This is a genomic window from Brevundimonas sp. TWP1-3, from assembly GCF_049896085.1.
Taxonomy (GTDB): Bacteria; Pseudomonadota; Alphaproteobacteria; order Caulobacterales; family Caulobacteraceae; genus Brevundimonas.
This window is the reverse complement of sequence record NZ_JAFCTP010000001.1, coordinates 2,161,126-2,177,553: the sequence shown is the minus strand read 5'-3', so window position 1 is coordinate 2,177,553 and position 16,428 is coordinate 2,161,126. Positions and strand designations below refer to the sequence as shown.

The window sequence follows — 16,428 nt, the reverse complement described above, 5'->3', positions numbered from 1 at the left end:
GCCGTCCGCGCCCTCCGTAGGAGACGCGCTTGCGCCAGGCCCTGGATCCCTCGCTTTACGACTCGTCCCTGATCGACGCCCTGATCGATGCGCGGGCGCGGTTCGGCGACAAGGAAATTCTGGAGGACCAGGATCGCCACCCCCTCACCTACACCGGCCTGATCCGCGCCGCCTTCGTGCTGGGCCGCAAGATCGCGCACATGACCGATCTCGGCGAGCGGGTCGCCATCCTGCTGCCGTCGTCGATGGGGGTCGTCGTCACCTTCTTCGGGCTGCACGCCCACGGCCGCGTGCCGGTGATGCTGAACTTCACCGCCGGCGAGGCCAATCTGAAGGCCGCGATCAAGGCCTCGGGCGTCAAGAAGGTGCTGACCGCCCGGCGCTTCATCGAACAGGCCAAGCTGGACGACCTGATCGCGGACCTGAAGACGGTGGCCGAGATCGTCTGGCTGGACGACGTGCGCAAAACCATCGGCCTGGCCGACAAGCTCTATGGCCTCGCCGCCGGCGCCGCGCCCAAGCGTTTCCGCGTCAAGACCGACCCGGACGCGCCGGGCGTGGTCCTGTTCACCTCCGGCAGTTTCGGCACGCCAAAGGGCGTGGTGCTGAGCCAGAAGAATCTGGTCGCCAACGCCCGCCAGGTGGCGGCCCATATCGACCTGCTGCCGGAATGGGTGATGTTCAATCCCCTGCCGACCTTCCACTGTTTCGGCCTGACCGGCGGCGTCATCCTGCCGCTGCTGCAAGGATTGAAGGCGTTCCAGTATCCGTCGCCGCTGCATGCCAAACAGATCACCGACCTGCTGCCCCAGGTGAACGCCTCGATCCTGTTTGCCACCGACACCTTCCTGAACCAGTACGGCCGCGTCGCCGAGCCGAACGACTTCTCGACCCTGAAGTTCGTGGTCGCCGGCGCCGAGAAGGTGCGGCCCGAAACTCGCGCCCTGTTCGACGAAAAGTTCGGCGGCGTCGTACTGCTGGAAGGCTATGGCGCGACCGAGGCGTCGCCGGTCATCGCCGTGAACCATCCCGCGCGCAATGCGCCCGGCACCGTGGGCCAGGTCCTGCCCGGCATCGACTGGACGCTGGAGCCGGTCGAGGGCATCGACGCGGGCGGCCGTCTGATGCTGCGCGGACCCAACGTCATGAGCGGCTATGTCACCTCGGCCGAACCCCTGGCCTGGGATCCGATCGGCGACACCTGGCTGGACACCGGCGACATCGTCGATGTGGATGACGAGGGCTATGTCACCATCCGGGGCCGCGCCAAGCGCTTTGCCAAGATCGGCGGCGAAATGGTCTCCCTGACCGCCGTGGAAGGCATCGCCGGCGCCGTCTGGCCGGATCAGCGCCACGCCGTCGTGTCCATCCCCGACAGCCGCAAGGGCGAGAAACTGGTTCTGGTCACCGACCACGCCGAGGCCGAGGTCGCGCCCCTGGCCGAATGGGCCCGCACCAACGGCGCGCCCGAGCTGATCGTGCCCAAGAAGATCGTCAAGGTCGCCGAAGTGCCGGTCCTGGGCACCGGCAAGACGGACTATGTCTCGATCCAGAAGATGGTCGAGCCCGAAAAGTCGGCCTGATCAGCCGATCCTGACGCCGGTCATCGAGATCGAGCCGCCGTCGATACGGTCGTTGAAGAAGCTGACCGCCTCGCCCGGCTCCTGCTGGGCGGCGATATAAAGCACCGGCAGATAGTGTTCGTCCGTCGGCACGCTCAGCTGGGCGTCCTCGGCCAGGCCGACCCAGTCGATCAGGGCGTCGTGGTCGCCCTTTTCGAACGCCGTCTTCACCGCCTCGTTGAACCCGGTCGCCCAGGCGTAGGGTTCGGCCCTGTCCTCGCGCTTCCAGGTCCGCAGATTGTGGACGAAGTCGCCCGAGCCGGCGATGACGATTCCTTCCTCCCGCAGCGGCTTCAGAGCCTTGGCCAGATCGTAATGCTGCCGCGCCGTCAGCTCGCGATTCAGGGACAGCTGCACCACCGGCACGTCGGCGTCCGGCCAGACATGGCACAGCACCGACCAGGTCCCATGATCCAGACCCCATTGCTGCGTCTGCATCGCGCCCGTCAGTTCCGCGACCCGCGCCGCCAGTTCAGGCGACCCGGGCGCGGGATATTGCATCTCGTGAAGTTCACGCGGAAAGTTACCAAAATCATGAAGGGTTTCAGGTCGTTCCTGCGCGGTGACGCACAGCCCGCGCGTCTCCCAGTGGGCGGAGATCATCACCACCCCCTTGGGCTTGCCTATGGCCTCGCCCAGCGCGCGCCACGCAGCCCCGTAGGGACCGCCAAGCGCGTTCATGGGCGAACCGTGACCGAAGAAGACGGCGGGCTGGCGCATCGGATCAGCCGTGCAGTTTCTTGGCCAGTTCGGCGATGTGCTTGCCCTGGAACCTGGCGCCGCCCAGTTCGATCTCGCTGGGCTGACGCGAACCGTCGCCGCCAGTGATGGTCGTCGCACCATAGGGCGAACCGCCCTCGACCGAGTCCAGCGTCATCATCGCCTGATACGAATAGGGCAGGCCCACGACCGGCATGCCGTGGTGCATGAAGAAGTTGTGCAAGCCCTGGAAGGTGGTTTCCTGGCCGCCGTGCTGGGTCGCCGTCGCGGTGAAGGCGCCGCCGATCTTGCCGATCAGGGCGCCGCTGAACCACAGGCCGCCGGCCTGGTCCAGGAAGGCGCGCATCTGCGAGGCGGCCGAGCCGAAGCGGGTGCCGGCGCCGATGATGATGGCGTCATAGTCCTTCAGGTCGTCGATCTTGGCGATCGGCGCCTTCTGGTCGAGCTTGTAATGCGAGGCCTTGGCCAAGTCTTCCGGCACGGTTTCCGGCACGCGCTTGATGTCCACCACCGCGCCTTCGACCTCGCGCGCGCCCTCGGCGACGGCTTCGGCCATGGTTTCGAGGTGGCCATAGGTCGAGTGATACAGGACGAGGATCTTGGGCATTGGGGAGGCTCCGTTGAATGACCGGCCGTCATTCGCAACAACGACCGTTGCTAACTTGGCGTGTCCGTTCGGTCCATGCAAGCCCCCGACAGGTTTTCAACACACGAAAGGACAGACCGCATCATAGAAGGCCGCGCTGCCCGGCGCCCTGCCTCCGCGCATTCTATGGAAACGATGTTCCATCACCATCGCCTGCTGCTCGATGTTCAGCGAGTCCCAACGGCAGTCCGGATCGGCGGAATAGGCATAGGCGGCCGCATCGTCTCCCGCCTTCAGCTTGGCGAACAACAGGTTCACCCCCTGCTGCGCCTGCCAGACATGGGTCAGCTCATGCACCAGCACGCCCTGCAGATGCAGCGAGGCCGAGGCGAAGTCACCGACCATCGCCCTGTGCGGCCAGACGATCCAGTCACGCCCGAACCAGCGCCCGGCGACGAAGGCGCGGCGTAACGGCCAGCCGATCAGACGCACGGTCTCCAGGCGCAAGGCCGCCCCGAACGCCTCGCGCCCCAGGGCCGCCTCCCCCTCGGTCAGGGCGCGAACGAAGGATCCCACGGCCGTACATACTCCCAATGCCAGGGCTCATAGACGTAGGGCGTAAACCCGAACCGTCCAGCGTTCGCCACCAGCCAACGATAGGTCGCCGTCCGCGCCATATGTTCGCGGCTTGCCGGCGAAGTGGAATCGACGCCCTGCCCCGGCGCCTGGCCGACATAGAGATCGACCGCTGTCCCGGTCCTGTGCGGCGAACAGACGGCGCGGCGCAGTCCGTCGCAATTGCCCTGCTGGGCGCAGCGGGCGGCGTCCGCCTCCGGATCGCGGAAGCCGGAGAATATCTGCAACAGCTCGGGATTGGACGCCACCTCGGGAACCTCGGCGCGGGCGGCGGCCACCAACCGGCGATAGGCGTCCAGCACGTCGCGCCGCAACAGTCGCGTCAGACGGTCCGCATGTTCCTCGGAAGCGACCAGATAACCCAGCTGGTTGATCGGCGGCGGCTCGGGACAGGCCCCACCGACCCGCGCCATCACGAATGGCCGCCGCTCCTGCCACAGCCCCCTGAACACCTGAAACGTCGCGGCGTCGAACAGGCCTGTGGGCGCCAGGCCGTGGGTCTGCTGGAACCCCGCCAGTTGCGACGCGAAGATCGGCGTGCCGGGGCCGCAGGGCGTATGCAGCTCGTGCTGAATCAGCGGCAGATAGGCCTGCCATCCCCACTCCATCGCCCCGAACGGCGCCCACTCCATCCCATAGGCCGAGGCCGCATTCGCCAGTCCCTGCGCCTGCCAACCGTCGGCATTGGTATGGCAGGGACCGGCCGCACGCGCGCCGCTGGCGAAGACCAACGCAAAGCAGAGGGACAGAAACGCAAGAAGACTTCGCCACATGGCGCACAGGAAGCCTCAAGCCGGTCGATCTCACAAGTGCATGCTTCGCCGATCGCTGGCATGGTGACGCGCGGCCGACTCGCGCCGCGCCTTTCGGACCGACGCATGTCCACCGCCGCGCCGACCGCGCCCCGCCGCTCCAATGCGGTGCTCGCCGCCTTTTCAGGCCCATGCCTGCCTCTGGCGGCCTTCGGCGTGGCCTTGCCCGTCACCCTGCCTGAGTTCTACGCTACCCATGTGGGTCTGGAGCTGGGCGTCGTCGCCGCCGTCTTCATGGCGGTGCGCCTGATCGACATCGTCTTCGACCCCTTCATCGGCTGGGGCATGGACAAGACCAGGACGCGACTGGGCCGCTATCGCCCGTGGATGGCGATCTCGACGCCGATCCTGATGCTGTCGGCCTTCATGATGTTCGTCGTGGTCCAGCCGGGCGCCGGGCCCGCCTATCTGTTCGGCTGGCTGCTGGTCCTCTATCTCGGATTCTCGATCGGCACCCTGGGTCAGCTCGGCTGGGCCGCCGTGCTCGCCCCCCAGTATGACCAGCGCAGCCGGGTCTATGGCTGGTGGCAGGTATTCAACATCATCGGGGTGATCCTGATCCTGATCCTGCCGACGGTGGTGGTCCAGACCGGCATCGGAACCTATGCCGACGGCGTGCGGATCATGGGTTGGGCCATCCTGATCGCCTTGCCCCTGACCATAGGCCTGGCAATGGTCGCCGTGCCCGAGCCGGTCAATGCGGGCGACCAGCCCCACGGCGGCGCCGGTGCCTATCTGGCCCTGTTGAAGATGCCGACGGTGCGCAAGCTGCTGATCGCCGACCTGCTGCTGGGCGTCGCCCCCGGAATCACCGGCTCGCTGCTGTTCTTCTTCTTCGGCCAGATCAAGGGCTACGATCACAGCCAGGCCGGCCTGTTCATGCTGTTCTATTTCGTCGCGGGTCTTTGCGGCGCGCCGATCTGGGCCTGGCTGGCCACCCGCATCGGCAAGGACAAGGCGCTGGCGGTGGCCAGCCTGATCTTCGCCGGCCTCTATATCGCCGCCACCCTGGTCCCCGGCGGAAACTTTATGCTGACGGCGGCGGCCATGTTCATCGCCGGCCTGCCCTATGCCGCAGGCCTGTTCCTGTTGCGGGCCATGATGGCGGATGCGGGCGACGAGGTGCGGCTGGAGACGGGCGTGGACCGGACCGGCCTGATGTTCTCAGTCCTGTCGGCGACGACCAAGATCGGCCATGTCGTGGCCCTGATCCCCTACCTGATCCTGCAATGGGTGGGCTTCAAGGCGATTCCGGAGGCAGGCGGAAACAGCGAGTTCTCCCTACTGACGCTCCAGATCCTGTTCATCCTGGTTCCCGGCCTGCTGCTGGCCGCCGCCGCCTGGGTGCTGAAGGGCTATCCCCTCACGCCGAAGCGTCACGACGAAATCCGCCTCGCCTTGGAAGCCCGCGACGGAGCCCGAAATTGAGACCCATCGACCGCCTGCTCGGCGTCATGGAGCGGTTGCGCGACCCGAATGGCGGCTGCCCCTGGGACGTGGAGCAGACCTTCGCCACCATCGCCCCCTATACGATCGAAGAGGCCTACGAGGTCGCCGACGCCATCGAACGCAACGATCTGAACGAGCTGAAGGGCGAACTGGGCGACCTGCTCTTCCAGGTCGTCTTCCACGCCCGCATGGCCGAGGAACAGGGGCTGTTCGCCTTCGACGACGTGGTCACCGCCATCGCCGACAAGCTGGAACGCCGCCACCCCCACGTCTTCGGAGACGAAGCCCAACGGTCTTCCCTGGAACAGACCGTCGCCTGGGAAGCCATCAAGGCCGCCGAGCGCAAGGACCGCAAGAAGCCCGGCGTGCTCGACGATGTCCCAGTCGGCCTGCCCGCCCTGACCCGCGCCGCCAAGCTGACCAAACGCGCCGGCCGCGTCGGCTTCGACTGGCCCTCGACCGACGAGGTGTTCGACAAGCTGGCCGAAGAGGTCGCGGAACTCCGCGTCGAGATCGCCGCCGGCGACATGGCCAAGGCGCGCGAGGAGCTGGGCGACCTGCTATTCGTCGTCGCCAACCTGGCCCGCAAGCTGGATGTCGAGCCGGAAGACGCTCTGCGCGCCACCAACGCCAAGTTCGTCCGTCGGTTCGGCTTCATTGAGGCCGAACTGGCCAAGGATGGACGCACCCCTGATCAGTCGACACTGGAGGAGATGGACCGCCTCTGGGACGCCGCAAAGGTCGCGGAGAAGGCCGCTCCCGCGAACTGAGCCGCCCATGACCTACGACCTGATCATCTTCGACTACGACGGCGTCGTGGCCGACAGCGAGGTGCTGAACAGCACCGTCATGGCCGAACAGCTGACCGCCATCGGCCTGCCCACCAGCCTGGACGATGTCCTCGCCGCCTATACGGGCAAGCGCTGGCGCGACAACCGGCCGGCGGTCGAAGCCGCCCTGGGTCGCGCCTGTCCCGATGACTTCCACACCACCTGGTTCGCCACCTGCCGCGCCCGCGCGCCGATCCATCTGAAGCCCGTGCCCGGCATGATCGACTTCGTCGCCGCCCGGTCCGAGGCCCGGTGCATCGCCTCGTCCAGCGGCCCCGACTGGATCGGCGTCGGTCTGGATCTGTTCGGCCTGACCGATCATTTCGACGGCGCCGTCTTCACCGGCCTGGTGGTCGAGCGCGGCAAGCCGCACCCCGACATCTTTCTGCACGCTGCCGAAAACATGGGCGTCGATCCGGCCCGCGTCCTGGTGATCGAAGACAGCGAGGCGGGCGTCACCGCCGGGGTCGCCGCCGGCATGACCGTGGTCGGCCTGACCGCCGGCGGCCATATCCGAGACGGACATGCCGAGCGCCTGCTCGCCCGCGGCGCCCACCATATCGCCGACAGCTACGCGGCGGTCGCAGCCTTCATGGACCGCTGACGCCTACAGATACCGCAGCTCCTGCAGATCCACTTCTCGGATCATCTTCTTCGCCGTCACCTCGTCCAGTTGTCTGACGCGCGCCAGACGAACCAGTTCGTCACGCTCGGCCGCCAGTCCCGCCAGCCACAGCCGCCGCTCCACATGATCGATCTTGCGTGACAGGACCGCGTCGTCCTCGTCCGAGCGTGTGTGGGTCTCGATCCGCTGGCGATAGATCTCCATGATCCGGCTGGCGATATCGGAATAGAGGTCCGGGTTCGGCTTGCCCTCGGCCATGGCGTGCGACACGTCTTCGATGGCGCGCAGGGCGGCCGAGGCGGCGGCCACACGACCGCGATCTTCCTCGCGCTCGTGCGAGGGCTCGGGCGGCAACTCCACACCTTTCAACAGGCGCGGCAGGGCGAAGGTGGCGACCAGCAGCGACACGATGATGACCCCCGCCGCCAGGAAGATCGCCAGGCTGCGCGACGGCATTGGCGACCCGTCAGCCAGCACGAACGGCAAGGTCAGAATACCGGCCAGGGTGATCGCGCCCCGCACCCCCGCCAACGACATCACCATCGTCAGCCGCAAACCAACCTTGGCCGGCGGCTCGCGATGGCGGCGACGGAACAGCGTCAGCTTCAGTGAGGTCCAGACCCAGACGAAACGCAGCGTCGCCAAGGCGGCGACGATGCCGAACACATAGACGGCCAGCCACCAGACCTCCGGCCGGCTGGTGCCGGCCACCACCTCGGCCGCGCGCGACATGATCGACGGCATCTGCTCGCCCAGGATCACGAAGATGATGCCGTTGGCGACGAACTGAACCGTGTCCCAGACCACGCCCCGCCGGATGCGCGTCACGGCCATCGACTGCCCGGCGAACAGACTGCGTTCGGTGAAGCTCATGGTCACGCCGGCCGCCACCGCCGCGAGAATGCCCGAGGCATTCAGTTCTTCCGCCACCAGATAGGCCGCGAAGGGGATCAGCAGGCTGACCAAAATTTGCGCGCCGACATCCTCGCCCCACCGCTGACTGACGAAGCCTTTCGCATAGCTGATCCCCATCGTGATCAGCACGCCGACCGCCACCCCGACCAGGGCCAGCCAGGCGAAGGTCCCGATGGCGCTGCCAATGGAGAAGGCGCCCGTGGTCGCCGCGATCACCGCGATCCGCATACAGGTCAGGCCGGTCGCGTCGTTGAGCAGCGACTCGCCTTCCAGGATGTGCATCAGCCGCTTGGGGATCGGCGCGCGCGAGGCGATGGCCTGGACCGCGATGGGATCGGTCGGCGACAGGATGGCGGCCAGGGCGAAGGCCACCGGCAGTGGCATCTCCGGGATCATCCACCAGATCATGAAGCCCAGGCCGACGACGGTGAACAGCACCAGCCCCAAGGCCAGTTCCAGGATCACCGCCCGGTCACGGAACAGGGCTTCCTTGGGAATGCGCCATCCGTCGAGGAACAGAAGCGGCGGCAGGAACAGCAGGAAGAAGATGTCTGGTTCGAGATCGACCGTGGACCCGGTGATCAGCACGATCGCCGCACCCAGTGCGATCTGCACCAGAGGCAGGGCGATGCGCGTGATCCGCGCAATCGAACCCGACACCACCACGGCCAGAAGCAGAAGCAGGACGGTTTCGATCAGATGCATGGAATGTCAGTCGGCCAGGTCAGGATACAGGCGTTCGAATCGCCCCAGCGCCGCAGGGTGCAGTCGTACAGTGACCTCAGTACGGCCAAGCTCGTCCGTATTGCGCGAAATCACACGGCCATGCTCATACAGCCAGGCCATGGCCTCGCCGTGTTCCGGCTCCAGGGTCAACTGAGTCTCGGGGTCGTCGTCGATCAGGCCGGCGATGATCTGGCGCAGGGGTTCGATCCCCTCGCCCGTCCAGGCCGAGACGGCCACAGCCTCGCCTTCCTTGGCCAGACGTTCGGCCTGGCCCAGCACGGCCTCGCGCGCCTCGTCGTCCAGCAGGTCGATCTTGTTCCAGACCTCCAGCACCCGACGGGTCTTGCCCTCCGGCGTCTCGATCTGTTTCAGCACCGCCTCGACATCCTTGGCCTGGGCGTCGCTGTCGGCCGAGGCGATGTCGCGGACGTGCAGGATCAGGTCGGCCTCGCCAACCTCTTCCAGGGTCGCACGGAAGCTCTCGACCAGTTCGTGCGGCAGGTCAGAGATGAAGCCCACCGTGTCCGCCACGATGGCCGGACGGCCCTGCGGCAGACGGATGGTGCGCTGGGTCGTGTCCAGTGTGGCGAACAGCAGGTCCTTGGCGAAGACCTCGGAGCCCGTCAGCCGGTTGAACAAGGTCGACTTGCCGGCATTGGTGTAACCGACGAGGGCGATCGTCGGGAACGGCGCCTTCTGGCGTTGTTTCCGGTGCAGACCACGCGTCCGGCGCACGTCCTCCAGCTCGGCCTTCAGCTTGACGATCCGGTCGGCGATCAGGCGGCGGTCGAGCTCGATCTGCGTTTCGCCGGGACCGCCGGTCGAGCCGGTGCCGCCGCGTTGCCGCTCAAGGTGGGTCCAGGTTCGCACCAGCCGCGACTTCTCATAGTCCAGACGCGCCAGTTCGACCTGCAACCGGCCCTCCTTGGTGCGCGCACGGCGTCCGAAGATTTCCAGGATCAGGCCGGTGCGGTCGATGACCTTCACCTCCCATTCCTTCTCCAGATTGCGTTGCTGCACCGGCGTCAGGGCGTCGTCGATGATGACCGCCTCGGCGTCTGCGGCGCGGACCAGGGCAGCCAATTCCTCGACCTTGCCGCTGCCGAACAGGGTGGCAGGCGTCGTTCCACGCAGTCGCACGATCTCTTCGGCGCGCACGTCAAGGTCCAGCGCGCGGGCCAGGCCCACGGCTTCTTCAAGGCGCTCGCTCGCCAGCCGAGGGCTGTCTGAGCGTCGGTCGGGATGGATGACGACCGCCCGGATCAGCGGGACGGAATGGTCGATAAGCTTGCTCAAATGGTCTCTACTTTTGGGACCACCTCCGCCGTCACCCTCGGGCTTGACCCGAGGGCCGGAGGTTCCGCCGTCGGTGCGGTGGTCGTTGTTTCTACGCCCTATATAGGCGCGCTCGACAGTCTTTCCGCACCACACCCGGCCCTCAGGACAAGCCCGAGGGTTGACGCGATGCGTCAATCTTCTTCGGCGTCGGGCTCGTACAGTTGCACGGGCGCGGACGGCATGATGGTGGAGATGGCGTGCTTGTACACCAGTTGGGACTGGCCATCGCGGCGCAGCAACACACAGAAGTTGTCGAACCAGGTCACGATGCCCTGCAGCTTGACCCCATTGACCAGGAAGATGGTCAGCGGCGTCTTGGTCTTGCGGACCGAGTTGAGGAAGGTGTCCTGAAGGTTCTGACGTTTGTCTTGCGACATGGCAGGTTTTTCCTGTTCTTCGTTGTTCGTCGCCGTGGGAGCGGCGTGGCCGGTGCGACCGGCTTCGACAATAACCGCCGCCTCCCCGCTCGGGCAACGCCCTAAATGGCGTCTCGGCGCGCCTGATCAAGATAGACCTCACGCAGGCGGGTCGCGATCGGCCCAGGCTTGCCGTCGCCGATCTTCACGCCGTCCAGCGAAACCAGCGGCATGACGAAGGAACTGGCGGCGGTGACGAACACCTCGCGCGCCCGCTTGGCCTCCTCGACCGAGAAGGGTCGCTCGTCCAGTTCGATGTCCTCGGCCTCGACCAGTTTCAGGATCGCCTCGCGCGTGACGCCACGCAGAATGTTGGCTTGCGTATCGCGCGTCCGCAGCCTGCCGTGCTCATCCACGATCCAGGCATTGGTGGACGCCCCCTCGGTGATCAGACCCATCTCGTCATACATCAGGCACTCATAGGCGCCGCGTTCGCGCGCCGCCTGTTTGGCCAGCACGTTCGGCAGCAGGCCCACCGTCTTGATGTCGCAACGTCCCCAGCGGATGTCGGGTCGGGTCACGCCGGCCGCGCCCTTGGCCGCCATCGCCTGGCCCTTGGCCAGGTCGAGCCGTTTGGCGGTCACGATGACGCTGGGCGCGACGTCCGTTGGAAAGGCGTGATCGCGCGACGCCGTCCCGCGCGTGACCTGCAGATAGACCAGCCCATCGCGGACCCGGTTGCGCCGGATGGTCTCGCGCAGCACCACGCCCAACGATCCCGTACTCATGGGGATGTCGATCTTCAGCGCGTTCAGGCTGCGGTGCAGGCGGGTCATGTGGCCTTCGAAATCAGCCAGCCTGCCGTCGAATACCGACCAGACCTCATAGACGCCGTCCGCGAACTGGAAGCCCCGGTCCTCGATATGGACCACGGCCTCGCCGTGCGCGCTGTAGGCGCCGTTCACATAGGCGACGCGAGACATCAGGCTGGCTCTTCGTCGTCGCCGCCGCGCGCGGGCGATACGCCCAACGACTTCAGCTTTCTATGCAGGGCCGACCGCTCCATACCGATGAAGGCGGCGGTGCGCGAGATATTGCCCCCGAACCGCATGATCTGCGCGGCCAGATATTCGCGTTCGAACACCTCGCGCGCCTCTCTCAAAGGCAGCGCGATCGTGCGCTCGCCGCCCAGCGACGAAGGCCCGCCGTTGGATGTCGCCACCTCCTGCGGCAGCATGTCGGCCGTGATCGTCTCGGCCGGATCGCCGGTCGCCAGGATCAGCAGCCGTTCGATGTTGTTGCGCAACTGCCGGATATTGCCCGGCCATGGATGAACTTGCAGCACCGCCACCGCGTCGTCGCCGATGATCCGCCTGGGCAAACCCTGCGAGGCGCTGATCGTCTCGACGAAATATTCAACCAGTTCGGTGATGTCCTCGCGCCGTTCCGACAGGGCCGGCACGCGGATCGGCACCACGTTCAGGCGGTGGAACAGGTCCTCGCGGAAACGCCCCTCTGCGATCTCGGTCTTCAGGTCGCGAGAGGTGGAGGTCACGACGCGCACATCGACCTGAACGTCCTGCTCGCCGCCGACCCGGCGGAACCGTTGATCGACCAGGACACGCAGGATGCGGCTCTGGCTCTCGCGCGGCATGTCGCTGATCTCGTCCAGATAAAGCGTGCCGTTGTGGGCGCGTTCGAACACGCCGATCTTGCGCGGCCGGCCGTCCTGGCCCTCCTCCCCAAACAGTTCAAGATCCAGCCGTTCGGGCGTCATACCCGCAGCCGAGATGGCGACGAACTCAGCGCGAGCGCGGGGGCTGGCCTCATGGATCTGGCGCGCCACCAGCTCCTTGCCGGACCCGGCCGGTCCGGAAATCAGGACCCGGCTGTTGGCCTGGGCCACCTTGGCGATGGTGCTGCGCAGCGCCTGCGCCGCCTGCGACCGGCCGATCAGGCCCGACGGCGTCATGGTCTGCACGCGCAGTCGACGGTTCTCGCGCCTCAGGGTCGCCGCCTCGATGGCCCTCTCGACCACGACCACCAACCGGTCCGACTTGAACGGCTTTTCGATGAAGTCGTAGGCGCCGCGCTTCAACGCCGTCACCGCCGTCTCGATATTGCCGTGGCCCGAGATCATCACCACCGGCAGGTCGGGGTCCAGTTCCTTAACCACCTCCAGCAGTTCCAGCCCGTCCAGACCGCCGCCCTGCATCCAGATGTCAAGGATCGCCAGCGACGGCTTCCTGGCCCGGATCGCGGCCAGGGCCTCGTCGGAGTTGGCGGCGACGCGCACGGCGTGCCCCTCGTCCTCCAGCAGGCCGGACACCAGGTCGCGGATGTCGGCCTCGTCATCGACGACGAGAATGTCGGAACCGGTTGGTCGCATCTTGCCTCGCTATTCGGCGGCCAGGGTCTGGAGCCTGCGCTCCGCACCGTCGCCGCTTTTGCCGTGGGGTTTCAGGGGGAAGATCATGCACACGCGCGCGCCGCGAAGCGTTTCTGCGTCGGCCAGCTTCAGCTCGCCGCCGTGGTCCTCGCAAATGCGTTTGACGATGGCCAGGCCAAGGCCTGTGCCCTTCTCGCGCGTGGTGACATAGGGTTCGGTCAGGCGGTCGCGATCTCGCGCCGGCAGGCCGACGCCGTCGTCCTCGACGACGAAGGTGGCGACGCCGTCCTCGACCGTCAGGGAGGCGATCACGCCCGCATTGTCCGACGCCGCCGCCTCTCCGGCCGTCAGACGACGCGCCGCGACGGACTCGCCGGCGTTCTTCAGGATGTTGATCAGCGCCTGCCCCACCATGCGGCCGTCGGCCTGCAAGGTCGCCTTGGGCAGGGGTTCGGTGATGTCCACCACGATATCCGGAGCCGCCACCCGCTGGGCGAACACCGCCTCGCGCAACATCTCCGCCGGGTCTTCGGGGGCGAAGCGTGGCGCCGGCATCCGCGCGAAGGACGAGAACTCGTCCACCATCCGGCCGATGTCCCCGACCTGTCGAATGATGGTGTCGGTACAGCGATCGAAGATCTCGACGTCTTCGCCGATCCGCGAACGATACTTCCGCTTCAGCCGCTCGGCCGACAGCTGGATGGGCGTCAACGGATTCTTGATCTCATGGGCGATGCGGCGGGCCACGTCCCGCCAGGCCGCATTCCTCTGCGCCGTCACCAGACGGGTGATGTCGTCGAAGGTCAGCACCATCTCGCCGCCCAGCCCGCCCTCGATGCGGACCCGTAGACGGCTGGTATCCCCGCCGCGACCGACGTCGATGTCTTCCTCGATATGGGCCTCGGCGCGGCGCACCAGATCGCTGAGTTCGGGCGAAAGGGCCGCCAGTTCGTGCCCCAACACCTCGGCGTCTTCGATGTGCAGCAGTTGCAGGGCGCTTTCGTTAATTGCAGAAACCCGCCCGCGCTTGTCCAGGCCGATGACGCCCGCGCTGACGCCGGACAGGACGGTTTCGATGAACCGGCTCCGGTCGTGCGCCTCGTCGCTGGCCGCCTTCAGCGCCGCCTGCTGCGCCTGAAGATCGCCGGTCATGCGGTTGAAGGCATCCGACAGGGTGGCGATCTCGGCCGGGGCGCCGTCGCTGTCCACCCGTGCGGTGAAGTCGCCGCCCGCCACCTGCCCCGCCGCCTTCACCAGCCGGCCGATGGGCGCCGAGATGCTGCTCGCCGCCGACATCCCCAGCCAAACCGCCCCCACCAGCACCAGCAGCGCCGTCTCCAGATAGCTGAGGATGAAGGCCGACTGAATCCGCGCACGGCTGTCCTGCGCCTCGCGATAGGCCTGGATCGACTGATCCGAAGCGTTCATCCGCGCGATCAATCCATCCTGAAGGGGCCGCACCAGATAGAGGTAGGCATCGCCATAAGCCGGCAAGGCGATGATCGAGCGTACAGTGTCAGGATTTTGCGTGACATCTGTGGGCGGTTTGCCGCCCTGACCTGCAGCTTCGATGTAGCTGCGAGGCGGCGCCAAATAAGGCGGTGCGCCAGGCTGTTCGGCTCGCGCCAGAACTTCGCCATTCCCATTGACGATATAAATGGCCGGGTATTGGAAGATATCGCCAACCTGCGCCAATGCAGCGTTGAATTGAATCCGGTCGTCAAAAAGTCCGCGCGCGCTATCCAACTGATCCGAGATCGTCACCAGATCCGCATCCATCGAAGCGGCGACATCTCGGACATAGGCGCGGCCGATGATGGCGCCATTATCGACCGAGGATTTGACGTTCTCGCTGAACCACTGGTCCACGCCGCGGTTGACCAGCACACCGAACACCAGGGCGATCAGCACCGACGGGATCAGCGCCACCATCGAGAACAGGGCGACGAACCGTAGATGCAGGCGTGACCCTGCCTCTTCCTTGCTGCGGGCCAGCGTTAGGACACGCCTTCCGACGATGAAGGCCAGACCGGAAATCAGGACCAGATTGCCGGCCAACACGATCAGCGCGATCTGACTGCTCGATCCACGCGCCGCGCCCGATGTAGCGCCAGGGGCCACAGCGACCAGCCAGATCGCCGCCGCCGTGATCGCGACGGCCAGGAAAAACGCCAACCCGAACCCGGTCCGCGCCCGCTCCGTATCGACCCACCCCCAGAACGACCCGTCATCCGACGCGAGGTCGGTCGGAGAGGTCTTCGTTAAAGGCGTATCCGTCATGCCACAGCAGTCTCCAACACCTGTGGCGCATTTTCAACAACAGACTTGCGGATTTGCGGCAAATCCGGCCGCCACAGGCCCTGCATAGCCGCCTCAACGGCCTGAGGTTCGTCCAGTCGGCAAATTCTTGCCTTGGCCTCGCGTCGGTGTTGCGGATCGGCCGGCCAGGGCGCCTGTTCGACATACCAACCCAGATGCTTGCGGAACATCTTCAGCCCCAGCGGCAGGCCATAGAATTCGACCGACGCCCGCAGATGTTCGATCACGATGGCCAGCCGTTCCTCCTGCCCCGGCTCGTCCAGCGCTACACCGTCGATCAGCGCCCGTTCCAGATGGGCCGCCAGCCACGGCCGGCCATAGACGCCACGCCCCAGCATCAGCCCGTCGGCGCCCGACCGCGCCAGCGCCTCGCGCGCCTCATCGGCCGTGATGATGTCGCCGTTGACGATGACGGGAATGCCCACCGCCGCCTTGACCGCCCCGACCGCATCCCAATCCGCCCGGCCGGTATAAAACTGCTTGCGCGTGCGGCCGTGCACCGTAACCGCCTTGACGCCGATCTGCTCGGCGCGCTTGGCCAGTTCGGCGGCGTTCTTGCACTCGTCATCCCAGCCCAGCCGCATCTTGACCGTCACCGGCCGGCTGGTCGCCTGAACCGCCGCTTCCATGATCCGACAGGCCAGATCCGGCGTCCGCATCAAGGCCGAACCGGCGGTCGAGCCCGTGACCTCCTTAGCGGGACAGCCGAAGTTCAGATCCACGATGTCCGCCCCGGCCTTTTCGGCCATGCGCGCGCCCTCGCCCATCTGTTTGGGATCGCGCCCGACCAGCTGGATCACCGTCAGCGGCAGGCCTGCCCCCACCGCCGCACGCCGCACCACGTCGGGCCGCGCGCGCGCCAGTTCCTTGGCCGCCACCATCTCGGTCGCGACATAGGCGGCGCCCAGCCGCGAGGCGAGCACGCGGAACGGCAGGTCCGTGATACCGGTCATCGGCGCCATCAGCACCTGGCCGTGCACGGTCACGTCGCCGATCTGTAAGGTCTTGGCCATAGGCGTCTTTCGCAGCATCCCAGCCCCCTTCGTCAAGCATGACCGCGGCCGATTGATGGTTTCGCCCCGTCGCGGCGCGCACTATCAAGGCG

The 16,428-nt window shown here is 66.5% G+C and carries 15 protein-coding genes; 4 read left to right on the top strand and 11 right to left on the bottom strand.

The genetic code is table 11. The features are described from left to right. The first annotated feature begins 29 nt into the window (after positions 1-29). On the top strand, positions 30-1,583 hold the full coding sequence (locus tag ACP693_RS10735; RefSeq protein ID WP_426016947.1) for an AMP-binding protein: 1,554 nt from the start codon (positions 30-32) through the stop codon (positions 1,581-1,583). On the opposite strand, the gene ygiD is transcribed toward ACP693_RS10735, so the two are convergent. From ygiD to ACP693_RS10715, 4 genes are all read right to left on the bottom strand, one after another. Beyond that, entirely contained in the window at positions 1,584-2,342 is a 759-nt protein-coding gene (gene ygiD, locus ACP693_RS10730) for a 4,5-DOPA dioxygenase extradiol (RefSeq protein ID WP_426016949.1), read from the bottom strand. Positions 2,343-2,346: 4 nt separating this feature from the next. After that, on the bottom strand, positions 2,347-2,949 hold the full coding sequence (gene wrbA, locus ACP693_RS10725) for an NAD(P)H:quinone oxidoreductase (protein ID WP_409716184.1): 603 nt from the start codon (positions 2,947-2,949) through the stop codon (positions 2,347-2,349). A gap of 96 nt (positions 2,950-3,045) precedes the next feature. Beyond that, positions 3,046-3,504 carry a hypothetical protein gene (locus tag ACP693_RS10720; protein WP_426016951.1) on the bottom strand — a complete coding sequence of 153 codons (459 nt, stop codon included), beginning with the start codon at positions 3,502-3,504 and terminating at the stop codon, positions 3,046-3,048. Next, a complete protein-coding gene (locus ACP693_RS10715) occupies positions 3,480-4,295 on the bottom strand; it encodes a D-alanyl-D-alanine carboxypeptidase family protein (protein ID WP_426016952.1) in 816 nt (271 codons plus the stop codon). Before ACP693_RS10715 ends, ACP693_RS10720 begins: the two co-directional genes overlap by 25 nt. 147 nt (positions 4,296-4,442) lie before the next feature. On the opposite strand from ACP693_RS10715, the gene ACP693_RS10710 reads away from it, so the two are divergent. The 3 genes from ACP693_RS10710 to ACP693_RS10700 are packed head-to-tail and all read left to right on the top strand — an operon-like array spanning position 4,443 to position 7,259. Further along, positions 4,443-5,804 (top strand): MFS transporter, encoded by a 1,362-nt coding sequence (locus ACP693_RS10710; RefSeq protein ID WP_426016954.1) that lies wholly within the window; start codon positions 4,443-4,445, stop codon positions 5,802-5,804. Then, positions 5,801-6,595, top strand: coding sequence for a nucleoside triphosphate pyrophosphohydrolase (gene mazG / locus ACP693_RS10705; RefSeq protein ID WP_426016955.1), 795 nt, complete (start codon positions 5,801-5,803; stop codon positions 6,593-6,595). Before ACP693_RS10710 ends, mazG begins: the two co-directional genes overlap by 4 nt. 7 nt (positions 6,596-6,602) lie before the next feature. Beyond that, positions 6,603-7,259 (top strand): HAD family hydrolase, encoded by a 657-nt coding sequence (locus ACP693_RS10700; RefSeq protein WP_426016957.1) that lies wholly within the window; start codon positions 6,603-6,605, stop codon positions 7,257-7,259. Positions 7,260-7,262: 3 nt separating this feature from the next. Here ACP693_RS10700 and ACP693_RS10695 read toward each other — a convergent pair whose 3' ends face one another. The 7 genes from ACP693_RS10695 to dusB all read right to left on the bottom strand — a co-directional run bounded on the left by ACP693_RS10695 (position 7,263) and on the right by dusB (position 16,336). Continuing rightward, positions 7,263-8,900: a Na+/H+ antiporter gene (locus ACP693_RS10695; RefSeq protein ID WP_426016958.1), complete on the bottom strand. Its 1,638-nt coding sequence runs from the start codon at positions 8,898-8,900 to the stop codon at positions 7,263-7,265. A 6-nt stretch (positions 8,901-8,906) separates the two neighbouring features. Further along, positions 8,907-10,217 carry a GTPase HflX gene (gene hflX, locus ACP693_RS10690; RefSeq protein ID WP_426016960.1) on the bottom strand — a complete coding sequence of 437 codons (1,311 nt, stop codon included), beginning with the start codon at positions 10,215-10,217 and terminating at the stop codon, positions 8,907-8,909. A 173-nt stretch (positions 10,218-10,390) separates the two neighbouring features. Then, positions 10,391-10,636: an RNA chaperone Hfq gene (hfq, locus tag ACP693_RS10685; protein ID WP_003164861.1), complete on the bottom strand. Its 246-nt coding sequence runs from the start codon at positions 10,634-10,636 to the stop codon at positions 10,391-10,393. 101 nt (positions 10,637-10,737) lie between these two features. Continuing rightward, positions 10,738-11,598: a D-amino-acid transaminase gene (locus ACP693_RS10680; RefSeq protein ID WP_426016962.1), complete on the bottom strand. Its 861-nt coding sequence runs from the start codon at positions 11,596-11,598 to the stop codon at positions 10,738-10,740. After that, positions 11,598-13,004 (bottom strand): sigma-54-dependent transcriptional regulator, encoded by a 1,407-nt coding sequence (locus ACP693_RS10675; protein WP_426016964.1) that lies wholly within the window; start codon positions 13,002-13,004, stop codon positions 11,598-11,600. The genes ACP693_RS10680 and ACP693_RS10675 overlap by 1 nt, the downstream gene beginning before the upstream one ends. 9 nt (positions 13,005-13,013) lie before the next feature. After that, positions 13,014-15,284, bottom strand: a complete 2,271-nt coding sequence (locus tag ACP693_RS10670) for an ATP-binding protein (RefSeq protein ID WP_426016966.1) — start codon at positions 15,282-15,284, stop codon at positions 13,014-13,016. Continuing rightward, entirely contained in the window at positions 15,281-16,336 is a 1,056-nt protein-coding gene (gene dusB / locus ACP693_RS10665) for a tRNA dihydrouridine synthase DusB (protein WP_426016968.1), read from the bottom strand. Before dusB ends, ACP693_RS10670 begins: the two co-directional genes overlap by 4 nt. Between the last annotated feature and the right edge of the window lie 92 nt (positions 16,337-16,428).

Excerpts from the sequence above, each read along its gene's own strand:
- dusB (WP_426016968.1), bottom strand. The coding sequence starts at position 16,336 with ATGGCCAAGACCTTACAGATCGGCGACGTGACCGTGCACGGCCAGGTG.
- wrbA (WP_409716184.1), bottom strand. The coding sequence starts at position 2,949 with ATGCCCAAGATCCTCGTCCTGTATCACTCGACCTATGGCCACCTCGAA.
- ACP693_RS10700 (WP_426016957.1), top strand. The coding sequence starts at position 6,603 with ATGACCTACGACCTGATCATCTTCGACTACGACGGCGTCGTGGCCGAC.
- ACP693_RS10710 (WP_426016954.1), top strand. The coding sequence starts at position 4,443 with ATGTCCACCGCCGCGCCGACCGCGCCCCGCCGCTCCAATGCGGTGCTC.
- ACP693_RS10675 (WP_426016964.1), bottom strand. The coding sequence starts at position 13,004 with ATGCGACCAACCGGTTCCGACATTCTCGTCGTCGATGACGAGGCCGAC.
- ACP693_RS10680 (WP_426016962.1), bottom strand. The coding sequence starts at position 11,598 with ATGTCTCGCGTCGCCTATGTGAACGGCGCCTACAGCGCGCACGGCGAG.
- ygiD (WP_426016949.1), bottom strand. The coding sequence starts at position 2,342 with ATGCGCCAGCCCGCCGTCTTCTTCGGTCACGGTTCGCCCATGAACGCG.
- hfq (WP_003164861.1), bottom strand. The coding sequence starts at position 10,636 with ATGTCGCAAGACAAACGTCAGAACCTTCAGGACACCTTCCTCAACTCG.
- ACP693_RS10695 (WP_426016958.1), bottom strand. The coding sequence starts at position 8,900 with ATGCATCTGATCGAAACCGTCCTGCTTCTGCTTCTGGCCGTGGTGGTG.
- ACP693_RS10670 (WP_426016966.1), bottom strand. The coding sequence starts at position 15,284 with ATGACGGATACGCCTTTAACGAAGACCTCTCCGACCGACCTCGCGTCG.